At 64.3% G+C, this 13607-nt stretch carries 12 protein-coding genes and 1 riboswitch; of the genes, 7 read left to right on the top strand and 5 right to left on the bottom strand.

Annotated elements, in window-relative coordinates; genetic code table 11:
- Window positions 1–64: 64 nt before the first annotated feature.
- Window positions 65–1363 carry an adenylosuccinate synthase gene (locus EN949_RS04630; RefSeq protein ID WP_127367414.1) on the top strand — a complete coding sequence of 433 codons (1299 nt, stop codon included), beginning with the start codon at window positions 65–67 and terminating at the stop codon, window positions 1361–1363.
- A gap of 75 nt (window positions 1364–1438) precedes the next feature.
- Entirely contained in the window at window positions 1439–3097 is a 1659-nt protein-coding gene (locus EN949_RS04625; RefSeq protein ID WP_013529163.1) for a hypothetical protein, read from the top strand.
- Window positions 3098–3114: 17 nt separating this feature from the next.
- Here the strand turns inward: EN949_RS04625 and EN949_RS04620 are convergent, their stop codons facing one another.
- From EN949_RS04620 to EN949_RS04605, 4 genes are all read right to left on the bottom strand, one after another.
- Window positions 3115–3414 (bottom strand): CcdB family protein, encoded by a 300-nt coding sequence (locus EN949_RS04620; protein ID WP_127371550.1) that lies wholly within the window; start codon window positions 3412–3414, stop codon window positions 3115–3117.
- Complete coding sequence (locus EN949_RS04615) at window positions 3414–3656, bottom strand: type II toxin-antitoxin system CcdA family antitoxin (RefSeq protein WP_082827595.1); 243 nt, start codon at window positions 3654–3656, stop codon at window positions 3414–3416. Before EN949_RS04615 ends, EN949_RS04620 begins: the two co-directional genes overlap by 1 nt.
- 85 nt (window positions 3657–3741) lie before the next feature.
- Complete coding sequence (locus EN949_RS04610; protein ID WP_127371643.1) at window positions 3742–5562, bottom strand: ABC-F family ATP-binding cassette domain-containing protein; 1821 nt, start codon at window positions 5560–5562, stop codon at window positions 3742–3744.
- Between the two features lies 1 nt (window position 5563).
- On the bottom strand, window positions 5564–6223 hold the full coding sequence (locus EN949_RS04605) for a thiamine diphosphokinase (protein ID WP_027162509.1): 660 nt from the start codon (window positions 6221–6223) through the stop codon (window positions 5564–5566).
- An 87-nt stretch (window positions 6224–6310) separates the two neighbouring features.
- A riboswitch (TPP riboswitch) is annotated at window positions 6311–6425 on the top strand.
- A gap of 43 nt (window positions 6426–6468) precedes the next feature.
- Here EN949_RS04605 and thiB point away from each other — a divergent pair.
- The 4 genes from thiB to EN949_RS04585 all read left to right on the top strand — a co-directional run bounded on the left by thiB (window position 6469) and on the right by EN949_RS04585 (window position 11613).
- Window positions 6469–7467 (top strand): thiamine ABC transporter substrate binding subunit, encoded by a 999-nt coding sequence (gene thiB, locus EN949_RS04600; protein WP_063169191.1) that lies wholly within the window; start codon window positions 6469–6471, stop codon window positions 7465–7467.
- An 8-nt stretch (window positions 7468–7475) separates the two neighbouring features.
- The gene (gene thiP, locus EN949_RS04595) at window positions 7476–9101 is read left to right on the top strand and encodes a thiamine/thiamine pyrophosphate ABC transporter permease (RefSeq protein WP_024502936.1); all 1626 of its coding nucleotides are present in this window, start codon (window positions 7476–7478) and stop codon (window positions 9099–9101) included.
- A complete protein-coding gene (gene thiQ / locus EN949_RS04590) occupies window positions 9094–9885 on the top strand; it encodes a thiamine ABC transporter ATP-binding protein (RefSeq protein WP_063169190.1) in 792 nt (263 codons plus the stop codon). The genes thiP and thiQ overlap by 8 nt, the downstream gene beginning before the upstream one ends.
- 258 nt (window positions 9886–10143) lie before the next feature.
- On the top strand, window positions 10144–11613 hold the full coding sequence (locus EN949_RS04585) for a M48 family metalloprotease (protein WP_164782474.1): 1470 nt from the start codon (window positions 10144–10146) through the stop codon (window positions 11611–11613).
- A gap of 24 nt (window positions 11614–11637) precedes the next feature.
- On the opposite strand, the gene EN949_RS04580 is transcribed toward EN949_RS04585, so the two are convergent.
- On the bottom strand, window positions 11638–12501 hold the full coding sequence (locus EN949_RS04580) for an RNA polymerase factor sigma-32 (protein ID WP_013529172.1): 864 nt from the start codon (window positions 12499–12501) through the stop codon (window positions 11638–11640).
- Window positions 12502–12823: 322 nt separating this feature from the next.
- Between EN949_RS04580 and EN949_RS04575 the strand changes: the two genes are divergently transcribed.
- The gene (locus EN949_RS04575; protein ID WP_013529173.1) at window positions 12824–13597 is read left to right on the top strand and encodes an amino acid ABC transporter substrate-binding protein; all 774 of its coding nucleotides are present in this window, start codon (window positions 12824–12826) and stop codon (window positions 13595–13597) included.
- Window positions 13598–13607: the final 10 nt, after the last annotated feature.

Raw genomic sequence — 13607 nt, 5'->3', positions numbered from 1 at the left:
TATAGAGGCCTGTCGTTTCGAACCATATTCAAGCCGCTTGGCGGCGTCTCAAGGGAAAAGAAACATGGCCAATGTGGTGGTCGTCGGCTCGCAGTGGGGTGACGAAGGCAAGGGCAAGATCGTCGACTGGCTGTCGGAGCGCGCCGATGTCGTGGTGCGTTTCCAGGGCGGCCACAATGCCGGCCATACGCTGGTCGTCGACGGCAAGGTCTACAAGCTGTCGTTGCTTCCGTCGGGCGTCGTGCGCCACGGCAAGCTGTCCATCATCGGCAATGGCGTCGTGTTCGACCCGCACGCTTTCGTCGCCGAGGTGGCAAAACTCAAGGCGCAAGGTGTCGAAGTAGCGCCGGATCGCCTGAAAATAGCCGAAAACACAGCGCTTATCCTGTCCCTGCATCGAGAGCTGGACGGATTTCGTGAGGACGCCGCATCCAATTCCGGGACGAAGATTGGCACGACCCGTCGCGGCATCGGCCCCGCCTATGAGGACAAGGTGGGCCGGCGCGCGGTCAGGGTGATGGATTTGGCGGATTTGGAAACACTGCCCTTGAAAGTCGACAGGCTGCTGACGCACCACAATGCGCTGCGACGCGGGCTTGGTCATGCGGAAGTCACGCATGACGCGATCATGCAGGAACTAACCTCGGTCGCCGACGACATCCTGCCCTATATGGACCGGGTCTGGAAGATCCTCGACGACAAGCGCCGGGCTGGCGAGCGCATCCTGTTCGAGGGCGCGCAGGGCACACTGCTCGATATCGACCACGGCACCTATCCGTTCGTGACCTCGTCGAACACGGTTGCCGGACAGGCTGCCGCCGGCTCCGGCGTTGGCCCGGGCGCCATCGGCTATGTGCTCGGCATCACCAAGGCCTATACGACACGCGTCGGCGAGGGTCCGTTCCCGACCGAGCAGAAGAACGAGGTCGGCGAATTCCTCGGCACGCGCGGCCATGAATTCGGCGTCGTCACCGGTCGCAAGCGCCGCTGCGGCTGGTTCGACGCGGTGCTGGTGCGCCAGGCCGTCGCGGTCAACGGCATCAAGGGCATCGCGCTGACCAAGCTCGACGTGCTTGACGGGCTGGACGAGATCAAGGTCTGCACCGGTTACCGTCTCGACGGCGAGATGATCGATTATCTGCCGGCCAGCCAGGGCGCGCAGGCACGTGTCGAACCGGTCTACGAGACGCTCGAGGGCTGGAAAGGCACCACTGCCGGCGCGCGCAGCTGGAATGATCTGCCGGCCCAGGCGGTCAAGTATGTCCGCTACATCGAGGAGCTCATCGGCGCACCGGTCGCGCTCCTTTCCACCAGCCCGGAACGCGACGACACGATACTTGTGACCGATCCGTTTCAAGACTAGTTTCTGAAGCCTTTCCGGGCATCGCGGCTGATTTGCGGGGGCCGACGCGGAAGCAAAATACAGGTCGACTGAAGCATGGCAGATTTCGTTGCTATTCTGAAAAACGCGCTCGACAAGCATGGCGACGAGACGCCGGAAAAGCGTACGCGCATCTATGCCAGCGTTCGCACCATGCTGGCGAAGAAGCTTGGTGAACGTTCGCCGCCGTGGGCTCCCGAAGCCATAGCCACGCAGATGCGTTCGCTGGAAGACGCCATTACAAGCGTCGAGCGCGATTATGCCAAGAGCGTGCCGGAGACCGACCCGCTCGCGGAGCTGGAACACATCTTTTCGTCGATCGATCGCAACAAGAACCAGCCAAGCCATACGAGGCAGCCGGCGAAGGCGGAATCGGCCTGGCCGGCACCGCCCGTCGCCAAGCCCGAGCCCTATCAACCCGCGCCGCCGCCTGCCGCCAAGGTCGAGCCAAGCTGGCAAAGATCGACGCCGGCGCCTGCCCAGCCGGCTCGCGCCGACACGCCTCTTCCAGGCATGAACGCCGAGGAGGCGGACGACGAGGCCGATGTCTTTTCCAGCAACGAAGACAATGAAGAGCCGGTACAGGACACCTTCCAGCGCCTGCGTCCCGCCGAGCGCAAGCGCAGCTATGGCGGGCTGATCGCGGCCGTCGTCGCACTGCTGGTCGTTGCCGGCGGCGGCTACGGCATCTGGCTGAACAAGGACGCCTTCGGCAAGATGCTGGGGCTTGGCGGCAATCAGGTAGCGAAAACCGAACCCGTGAAGCCGGCGCCGGCCAAGCCGGCAACCGATGCCGCGGCAGCGCCGCCGGCGCCCGCGGCTGGCGGCACGGAAGCCGAAAGCACGAAATTCACCCAGCGGCTGACACCGCAGGGTGGTGAAGTCGACCCGGGTCCGGCCGGTGGCCAAAGCGGCATCGGCGAAGGCGAATCGGTCGCGGCGCTGACCACCCCGCCCTCGGCCACGAACGCACCGGCGATTTCCGCACCGGCCGCCGGTACGCCTGCCGCGACTACGCCTCCGGCGACAGATGCCGCCCCCGCAACGCCGCCTGCCAACGGAGCAGCGCCTGCAGCGCCGGCCGGTGCTGCCGGCACGCCGCCAGCACCGGCAGGTGCCGCGCCGCCCGCCCCGGCGGCTGCGCCTGCGGAAGCCGCTCTGCCTGTCGGCCAGAAGGCGATCTTCTATGAGGAGCGCACCAGCACCGCCCAGGGCTCCGCCGAGCCCGGCAACATCGTCTGGTCGCTGGTGCAGGAATCGCCCGGTGGCGACCTGCCGCCGGAGCCGGCGATCCGCGCCGAGGCGACCATTCCCGGCAAGGACATCCAGTTGCGCATGACCATCCGCCGCAACACCGACCAGACGCTGCCGGCCAGCCATATCATCGAGATGATCTTCCTGACGCCCGACGGTTTCGAGGGCGGCGGTGTCGACAACATCCTACGCGTTGCCATGAAGGCTTCGGAGCAGGATGCCGGCAGCCCGCTGATCGGCATTCCGGCCAAGATTGCCGACGGCTTCTTCCTCGTCGCGCTCAACGACACCAAGGCCGACGAAGACGCCAACATGACCTTGTTGCGCGGCCAGGACTGGATCGACGTGCCGGTGGTCTACAAGACCGGACGGCGGGCGTTGCTGACCATGGAAAAGGGCATTCCCGGAGAGAAGGTGTTCGACGAGGCAATCAAGGCCTGGCAGGCCAAGACGGCAGGCTGAGACGCTGTAGCCGCCGTTCAGAAGCCCTGGAACAGCATGTCGAGCGCAGCGACGATGTCATCGTGGTGCTTGATCAGGTTCAACCGACTTTCGCCCAAATCGCTGGCCGGAACGGTGGCAACCAGGTGTGTTGCCATAACGAGCTTTCGACCGTTGATCTCAAAAATCGGATGAAGCTTTCGCATCGGCGGTGGCACCATTGCGAGCGGCAGAAGCGGCACGACCACCCGCGTCTTGAAATTGTCGAGCAGTTCTGACTGAACGTCGAGCACATAGCTGCCTTCGATGCGACCGGCGAAGACATCATAGCGGGGCATCAGAACTGCCGGTAGTCTTCCAGCGGGATGCCATGTTTCTCGATATAGTCGTTCCACGCGTCCATCGTGGCGCGGTTCTCAAGCTTCCACAGCCGCGTTTTTTCGGCAGCCACCGCCTCCGCGATGCCGGCCTCCGCAGCGCGCGAGACATTCACGTCAAGTCCCTTGGCTTCCCTCATGAGGTTCGAATCGATCGACAGATTTGCTGGCTGACGGATCGCACTCAAGGCAATTTTGCGCATAATAGCCTCCGCAACATGCGCATAATGTATGCGCATTTCGGCGTCGGAGCAATAATCAAGCGACGCTAATTGGAGGTGTGCGAGCCTACCCCTCCATCTCCTCGCGCAACATCTCCAGTTCCAGCCATTCTTCCTCGAGCGCGGCCAGCGTGGCGCGCTCCTTGTCGAGGGCGGCGATGGTTTTCTGGAACGAGGCCGGATCGCGCTCGTAATAGGCCGGATCGGCGATGTTGTTCTCCAGCCGCGAGATAGAGGCCATCACAGCTTCGATTTTCTTCGGCAGGGATTCCAGTGCGAATTTCTGCTTGAACGACAGTTTCTTCGCCGGCCCTTTTGGCGCGGCGGCTTCGCTCTTGCCTGACGCGGGCGCCTCGCCATTTTCGGCTCTCGCCCGCGCCTTGCGGTCGTCCAGCTTCGTGCCGCCGCGCTGCGCCAGCATGTCGGAGTAGCCGCCGGCATATTCGATCCAGCGGCCTTCACCATCCGGCGCGATCAGGCTGGTCACGGTGCGGTCGAGAAAATCGCGGTCGTGGCTGACCAGGATGACGGTGCCGGCGAAACCGGCGACCAGTTCCTGCAGCAGTTCAAGCGTCTCCATGTCGAGATCGTTGGTCGGCTCATCGAGCACCAGAAGGTTTGCGGGACGCGCCAGCACGCGCGCCAGCAAGAGCCGCGCCCGCTCGCCGCCGGACAACTCGCGCACCGGCGTGCGCGCCTGCTCCGGCTTGAACAGGAAATCCTTCATGTAGGAGACCACGTGGCGCTGCTCGCCATTGATGACGAGGTTCTCGCCGCGTCCATCGGTGAGATATTGTGCCAGCGTCTCCTGCGGGTCGACCGCCTCGCGCTTCTGGTCGAGCGTGGCGATCTCCAGATTGGTGCCGAGCCGCACCGAACCGGCGTCCGGTTTCATCTCGCCGGTCAGCATCTTCAAGAGCGTGGTCTTGCCAGCGCCGTTCGGCCCGACCAGGCCAACGCGATCGCCGCGCTGGATGCGGGTCGAAAACGCCTTGACCACGGTGAGATCGCCAAAGCTCTTTTCGATGTTTTTCGCCTCGATCACCAGCTTGCCGGACTCGGTGGCGTCGCTCGCCACCATGGTCGCCGACCCTTCGGCCCCGCGATGACCGCGAAAACGCTGACGCATGGTCTGCAACTCGCCGAGCCGGCGCATGTTGCGCTTGCGCCGCGCCGTCACGCCGTAGCGCAGCCAATGCTCTTCGCGAACGATCTGGCGGCCGAGCTTGTGCTGCTCGCGTTCTTCTTCCTCCAGAACCAGGTCGCGCCATTCCTCGAAATGGCCGAAGCCCTTGTCCAGCCTGCGGGTCTGGCCGCGATCGAGCCAGACTGTGGCGCGCGACACGCGTTCGAGGAAGCGGCGGTCGTGCGAGATGACGATCAGCGCCGAGGAGGTGCGGATGAGTTCTTCTTCCAGCCATTCGATGACCGAGAGGTCGAGATGGTTGGTCGGCTCATCGAGCAGCAGGATATCGGGCTCCGGCGCCATGACGCGGGCAAGGGCGGCGCGCCTCGCCTCGCCGCCCGACAGGTCGTTCGGACGTTCCTCACCCGACAGGCCGAGATGCTCCATCAGATAGCTGGCGCGGTAGGGATCGTCGGCGGGGCCAAGCCCGGCCTCGACATAGGCGCGGACAGTGGCAAAACCTTCCATGTCGGGCATCTGCGGCAAATAGCGGACGGTCGCCGAAGGCTGGCGGAACACTTCGCCGTCCTGCGGCTCGATCAGGCCGGCGGCGATCTTCAGCAGGGTCGACTTGCCGGACCCGTTGCGGCCGACCAGTGCGATCTTGTCGCCGGCCGAAGCCGTCAAGGCGGCGCCATCGAGCAGCGGCGTGCCGCCGAAGGTCAGTTTTATCCCGTCGAGGTTGAGAAGGGGCGGGGCCATGTCAGCTTTCAGGTAAGGGATAGGGATGAGCGAGCAGCATCGCGCGGCCATGGCCGAGCGCGATTTCGAGGCGGCCCCCGGTCTTGTCGGACTTGACCTCGTTGGAAATGGTCAGCGACGAACCGAACGCCACCTTGACGTGAGCGAGCGGCCATTTGGCGCCGGTGACGGTCAGGCCGTCGAGCTCGGAAAAGCCGAGCACCGAAAACAGCGTGCCGTCGGCATAGTCGAAGCCGGCCGTTCCGCGCAGCAGGGGGATGCCTTCCTGAGCGCCGCTGGTCAAAAGCACGTCCGTTCCCGCCTCCGCCAGCCGCAGGGCGAGCGACAGATGCAGAAAAGCGTGGTCGGCGCGCTTGCCGCCAAAGGCGCCGGCCAGCACCAGGCGGGTCGCGCCGCGCTCCAGTGCCGCGGCGACGGCAAGTTCGCCATCGGTCTGGTCCTTTTCCGCCGGGAAGGTCCGGCGCGGCACGGAAGCGAGATCGTCCGGCAGGTTGGCCGGCACCGAATCGAAATCACCCACCCACAGCTCCGGCACGAGACCCAGCAACCGCGCATGACCGATGCCGGCGTCGGCGGCGATGACGCGGGAGCCTTTGACCTGACGGTCGAGCCGTGGCGTACGGATGAGATCGCCGCCAAGCAGGATGGTGAATGTGCTCATATCGTGTGGCCCTTACCAGCCCGGCACGGGAAACGGAAGGCGGCAAACTCCCGCTTGCATGGCGGATCGGCCCGGCCTATGTGTCGAAACGCTCTAACGGGGTGCCGGACGCGATCTTCGCGGACCGGCTGAGAGGCAGTCTCGCCAACCCGCTGAACCTGATCCGGTTTGTACCGGCGGAGGGATTAGACGTTTCGGACAGTCCGACGCCTCAATTCCTTTCAATTCAAACGAAGGAGGCGCCGATGCGCACGCTTTTATACGCTCTTGTTTCAGCAACGGTCGTGGCCTTGTCCGGGCCCGCCTTGGCCAAGGACAAGCTCACCGTCTACACCTATGAGAGTTTCACCGCCGACTGGGGTCCGGGTCCCGTGGTGAAGAAGGAGTTCGAGGCCGAATGCGGCTGCGACGTCGACTTCGTCTCGGTCGCCGATGGCGTCGCGCTGCTCAACCGCGTCAGATTGGAAGGCACATCGACCAAGGCCGATATCGTGCTTGGCCTGGATACCAATCTCACCGCCGATGCCAAGGCGTCAGGCTTGTTCGCGCCGCATGGCGCGGTGACGGATGTCAGTGTGCCGGGCGGCTGGAGCGACGACACGTTTGTCCCCTTCGACTACGGCTATTTCGCTGTCGTCTACGACACGCAGAAGATGAAGACGCCGCCGAAGAGCCTGAAGGAGCTGATCGAAGGCAGTGCCAACGACAAGATCGTCATCCAGGATCCGCGCACCTCGACGCCAGGCCTCGGCCTGCTTCTTTGGGTCAAGTCGGTCTATGGCGACAAGGCACCCGAGGCCTGGGCCAAGCTCAAGGCCAAGGTGCTGACCGTGACGCCGGGCTGGAGCGAGGCCTATGGGCTGTTCACCAAGGGCGAGGCGCCGATGGTGCTGTCCTACACGACGTCGCCAGCCTACCACATGGTCGCCGAGAACACGGAGCGCTACCAGGCGGCCTCCTTCGAGGAGGGCGAGTATCTGCAGATCGAGGTGGCGGGTATCACCACGACAGGAGCCAAGAATCCGCTGGCGGCCAAGTTCATGGCCTTCATGACCGGGCCGAAATTCCAGGATGCCATCCCCGAGACCAACTGGATGTTCCCGGCAGGCAAGACCGACAAGCCGCTCAATCCGGCCTTCGACAAACTGGTCAAGCCGACGAAGACCTTGCTGTTCAGCCCGCAAGAGGTCGCCGCCAACCGCAAGGCCTGGGTCGATGAATGGCTGGCGGCGATGAGCAAATAGGCAGCGCGATGGCGCCGGCGCATTCCACGGATTCCCGCGTCAGTGCCGGCATTGTCGCGCTCGCTGCAATCGCGCTGCTGATCGGCGGCGCGTTTGCCGGCCTGCTTTTCGAGGGCGCCCATGATTTCTCGGGCGCCTGGGCAGCCTTCGATCCCTATCTGCTTCGCGTCATTCGCTTCACGCTCTGGCAAGCGGTCCTGTCGACGCTGCTTTCGGTCATCCCGGGGCTGTTTGTGGCGCGCGCTCTGTCGCGGCATCCACGTTTCTTCGGCCGCGCCTTCATCCTGCAGATCTTCGCCGTGCCGTTGGCGCTGCCGGCCATCGTTGCAGCGCTCGGCATCCTGGCGCTTTATGGCCGTGCCGGCTACTTCGCCGGCGTGCTTGCCGTTATCGGCGGCGGAAGCTGGCCGGGCATCTATGGCCTGTCCGGCATTCTCGTCGCCCATGTCTTCTTCAACCTGCCGCTGGCGACGCGGCTGTTCCTCGAGGCGCTGCAGACCATACCGGCCGACCAATGGCGGCTGGCGAGCCAACTCGGCATGGCGGCCCGGCCGGCGTTCCGGCTGATCGAATGGCCAACGCTGCGCGCCGCACTGCCCGGCGTCGCCGGGCTTGTGTTCATGCTCTGCATCACATCCTTCACGATCGTGCTGACGCTCGGCGGCGGGCCGGCCGCGACGACGCTTGAGGTCGGCATCTACCAGGCGCTGCGCTTCGATTTCGATCCCGCACGGGCCGTTGCACTGACGCTGCTGCAGATCGCCTTGACCTTTATCGTGGTGCTGGCACTGACGCGGCTAGGCGCCAATGTGGTCGGCGACACCAATTTGCCGGTCGCGCAACGCCGCTATCTCTCGGTCAATCGGAGCGAGACCTGGTTGAACGCGCTACTCATCGTCCTGGCGCTGCTGTTCGTTGTCGGGCCGATGGCGGCAACCGTGATGGCCGGATTGAGTGCCGATCTCGCCCGCTTGGCCGGCGAGGCCACTGTCCGGCAGGCAACGCTGACCAGTGCGGCGCTCGCCTTCCTGTCGGCGCTGCTTTCGGTGATGCTGTCGCTGGCGCTGACCATGGCGCGGCGGGCACTGGCGCTGAACCGCCGTGCCGGCGCAAAGACACTGCTCGAACACGCCACCGATACAGGCGCCGGTTTTGTCCTGGTCGTGCCGCCGATCGTCGTCGGCGCCGGCTGGTTCCTGTTGTTGCGCCATGTCGGCGATGTCTTCGCCATCGCTCCGGTCATGGTCGTCACCGTCAACGCGGTGATGGCGATGCCGTTTGCGCTCCGCGCCGTGCGTCCCGCCTATGATGCAGCGAGCGAGCGTCACGAACGGCTCTGTGCACAGCTCGGCATTGCGGGCTGGAACCGGCTGATGCTGGTCGACTGGCCGTCGCTGCGGCGACCGCTCGCCACGGCCTTCGCTTTCGCCATGGCGCTGTCGCTCGGCGATCTCGGTGTCATTGCCTTGTTCGGCAGTGATTCCGTGCAGACATTGCCCTACCTTCTTCTGGCTCGGATGGGCAGCTACCGCACCGAGGATGCCGCCGGCCTCGCACTGCTGCTCGGCCTCGTCTGTCTCGCGTTGATCGTGGCGGCGCACTGGCTGGGAAGGGAGGAGGTCCGTGATGCGTGAAAAGGCGGCCAACGGGCTCGCGAAGGGCGCGCCGGTGCGGCTGGACAAAGTGTCGTTCAGCTATGGCAGCTATGGCGAGGCGCCGCTTGTTTTCGATGTCGAGTTTGCCGCGGCGACGATCACCGCCATCATGGGGCCGAGCGGTTCGGGCAAGTCGACACTGCTCAATCTGGTCGCCGGCTTCGAGACCCCACGGTCGGGCCGCGTGCTGGTCGGCGGTGTCGATGTCAGCGCCGAGCCGGCCTCGGCGCGGCCGGTGTCGATGGTGTTCCAGGAGAACAATCTCTTCGCGCATCTTTCCGTCGAGCAGAATGTCGGGCTCGGCCGCTCGCCATCCCTGCGGCTGACCGAGGCGGACCGCGCTGCGGTCGCCGAGGCGCTTGCGCGCACCGGTCTTGCGGGCAAGGAGAAACGCCTGCCGCGCGAGCTCTCCGGGGGCGAACGCCAGCGCGTCGCCCTGGCCCGCGTGCTGGTGCGCGACCGACCGGTGTTGCTGCTCGACGAGCCCTTCGCTTCGCTCGGACCGGCTTTACGCGACGAGATGCTGGATCTGGTTGCCGCCGTTCATGCCGAACGCGCCATGACAGTGCTGTTCGTCACCCACCAGCCGGAGGATGCACGCCGCATCGGCGAGCATATGGTGTTTGTCGACAATGGGTTGGTCGCCGCCACCGGCAAGGCTGATGATTTCTTCGCCGGGGCTGGTCCGGAGGCGTTCCGGCGCTATATCGGCGCGGGTGCCGGATATTCCACATCACGCGATGTTGCCCGGAAGCGGACATAATTTACGGTCAAACCGGCTCCAGGCGATGTGGCGTTTGCTTGCCATGACCGGGGGAGTGTGGCTAGGTCCGCCCTACCGGTCCGGCACAGGCCGTGATTTGCCTGCAGTATCCGGCGCCCGCCCCTGGGATGGGCCGCGGATACTGCAGCAGTTTGAGATATGGCACGTGAACATTCTGAAGATCGTCCCCGATTTTCAATGTCATGTGCCGGGACCCGAAAGGAAGCCGTTCTGGCGATCGGCGCTAACACATTGGGAATGAAACCGCTGGCGCGCTTTCTCGCGCTGGCCGGCTTTGCCGTGGCGTTGGCAAGCTGCCAGATGTTCACGCCGCCGGAGGTTCAGGAATCCGGCTTCCAGCCTTCCGACAAGCCGATCACGGTGGACAATGTCGGCGCCAACAACAAGCTCGCCGAATTGGCCAGGGCGCAGCATCCGCGCATCCTGGCGACCTATGGCGGCGAATATTCCGATCCCAAGCTCGAGCGCATGGTCGCCAAGGTGGTCGGTAGTTTGACGGTGGTGTCCGCCAACCCGACACAGACCTATCGCATCACCATTTTGAATTCGCCCAATGTCAATGCCTTCGCGCTGCCGGGCGGCTATCTCTACATCACGCGCGGCCTCCTGGCGCTGGCCAATGATTCGGCCGAGCTTGCAGCTGTCATCGCGCATGAGATGGGCCACGTCACCGCCAATCACGGCTTGCAGCGCCAGCAACTCGAGGCAGAGGAAGTCCTGGCGACCAAGGTGGTTTCCGATGTGCTCGGCGACAGCCCGACCGCCAAGGCGGCGTTGATCCGCGGCAAGCTGAGGCTCGCGCAATTCTCGCGCAACCAGGAGCTGGAAGCCGACGCCATCGGCATCAAGTCGATCGGCGAGGCCGGCTACGATCCTTTCGCCGCCGGCCGCTTCCTGCAATCAATGTCGGCCTACACCGATTTCCGCTCGATCAGCGGCGCCACCGACGCCAGCCTCGATTTCCTGGCCACGCACCCCAATACGCCGCAGCGCATCGATCTGGCGCAGCGCCATGCCCGCCAGTTCGGCGCGCCGGGCGTCGGCACGCGCGACCGCGATTCCTTCCTCGCCGGCATAGACGGCCTGCTCTATGGCGACACGCCGGAAGAAGGCTATGTACGCGGCGAAACCTTCCTGCATCCGGGCCTTGGCGTTTCGTTCACGGTACCGGACGGCTTCATCATCGACAATTCGGCGGCAGCGGTGACGGCCACCGGCCCCGGCGACATAGCGATCCGTTTCGATGGCGTGTCGATCGACAAGAACCGGGCGCTGACGGACTATATCCGCAGCGGCTGGGTGGCTGGTCTCGTCGACAGCAGCGTCAGGCAGGAAACCATCAACGGCAACGAGGCAGCGACCGCGCATGCCGGCGCCGAAGGCTGGCAGTTCGACATTGCGGTGATCCGCGCCGGCGGCCAGGTCTACCGGCTGCTGACCGCGGCCCCTTCGGCCAGCACGTCGCTGGACACAATCGCCCGCTCGGTCAGCGGCTCGTTCCGGATCTTGAGTGCCGCCGAAAAGGCGGCGCTGAAGCCGCTGCGCATCCGCGTCGTCACTGTCCAGCCTGGGCAGACGATGGGTTCGCTTTCGGCGCAGATGGTCGGCGTCGACCGTAAGCTCGACCTGTTCCGCGTCCTCAACGCGCTGTCGCCTGGTGCCGCGGTTTCGGCCGGCGACAAGGTCAAGATCGTCACGGACAAGTAGGCACCTGCGGACGCCTGCCGCCGTTCAGGCGGCAGTCGCCATGAACTCCGGATTCTGCTTCACCAACGCGACCTTCAGCTTTTCCATGGCGCGGGCCTCGATCTGGCGGACGCGTTCCTTGGAGATGCCGAGGGTTTCGCCGAGCGCTTCCAGCGTCGCGCCCTCGTCGTTAAGCCGGCGTTCCTCGATGATCCTCAACTCCCGTGCGTTGAGCGCGCGAAGCGCCTCCCTCAGCCAGAGCGAGCGGCGCGCGACATCGATCTTGTCGCCGACGATCTCGTCGGGCAGCGGATCGTCCGAGACCAGGAATTCCATGCGCTCGGTCGAACCCGCATCGTCGGCAACCGGCATGTTGAGTGAGGAGTCGGGAGCCGACAGCCGCGAATCCATCATCGCCACGTCGGCTTCGGAGACGCCGAGTGCTTCCGATACTTCGCGATAGAGCGTTGCGTTTGACAGTGGCTCGGCGCCATTCGCCAGCCGCGCGCGCAGGCGTCGCAGGTTGAAGAACAGCGCCTTCTGCGCCGAGCTGGTGCCGCCACGCACGATCGACCAGTTGCGCAGGATATAGTCCTGCATCGAGGCCCGGATCCACCATGTCGCATAGGTCGAGAACCGCACCTCGCGCTCCGGCTCGAAGCGGGCGGCGGCCTCGAGCAGTCCGACATGACCCTCCTGGACCAGGTCGCCGAGCGGCAGGCCGTAATGGCGGAATTTGGAGGCCATGGAAATGACCAGCCGCATATGCGCGACGGTGATGCTGTGCAGCGCGTTCTGGTCGTTGTCCTCTTTCCAGAGCAATGCAAGCCGATGCTCTTCGTCACGCTCGAGGTAGGGAGCCTTCATCGCCGCGCGGACCATGATCCGTCCTGCCGTGTCTTCCATCATGAGGCGCTCCCTGGGTGGTGCGGATGACTTTGCAAACTTGGCTGGCGCCTGGGTTGAAATGGCGGCGTCGTGCCCTAGAACAGCCAGAACTGCCATGCGCGGGAAAGGTTCCGCGACCGTGGCTGCGGGTATGTGTTGCCTGGCGGACTCCGGGGACTACCCGCGATAGCCGTGATGTCGGCTGGAAAGCGCCAGTTTGAGTATCTGATTTCAGAAACTGATTGTTTTTGGAATTCTGTTCCTTATTTTTTCGACTTGCATCTGTCAGTTTCCAGCGCTCACAATATGCCGGTCGGCCGGCCAAGGACGGGATCACAGAAAAATGAAATGGCTCAAGTCGCTCATCATCGCCGGAACGCTGCAGGCCTTGGCTGTCACCGCAGGCCATGCCGGCGCCAATCTCGACCAGATCAAGCAGGCCGGGGTCATCAAGGTCGGCACGGAAGGCACTTATGCGCCATTCACCTATCATGACACTTCGGGCGCACTGGTCGGCTTCGACGTCGAAATCGCCAAGGCGATCGCCGACAAGCTCGGCGTCAAGGTCGAATTCCTCGAAGGCAAGTGGGACGGGCTGATCGCCGGCCTCGACGCCAATCGCTATGACGCCGTCATCAACGAGGTCGGCATCACCGATGCCCGCAAGGCCAAGTACGACTTCTCCGATCCTTACATCGCCTCCAAGGCGGTGCTGATCGTGCGCGGCGACAACACAGACATCAAGACCTTTGCCGATCTCAAGGGCAAGAAGTCGGCGCAGTCGCTGACCTCGAATTTCGGCAAGCTGGCCGAAACGAACGGCGCCGAGCTGGTCGGCACCGATGGCTTCGACCAATCGATCCAGCTGCTTCTGACAGGCCGTGCCGACGCCACGATCAATGACAGCCTGTCGTTCCTCGACTTCAAGAAGCACAAGCCCGACGCCAATGTGAAGATCGCCGCGCAAGAGGAAAACGCCGACTATTCCGGCGTCATCGTGCGCAAGGGCGATCCGGAGCTGGTCGCGGCGATCAACAAGGCGCTGGCCGACATCAAGGCCGACGGCACCTATAAGAAAATCTCCGACACCTATTTCGGCCAGGACGTTTCGAAGTAATCTATGAGGC

It is taken from the genome of Mesorhizobium sp. M7A.F.Ca.US.007.01.2.1 (assembly GCF_003998165.1).
Taxonomy (GTDB): Bacteria; Pseudomonadota; Alphaproteobacteria; order Rhizobiales; family Rhizobiaceae; genus Mesorhizobium; species Mesorhizobium ciceri.
This window is presented reverse-complemented; position numbering and strand designations above follow the sequence as displayed.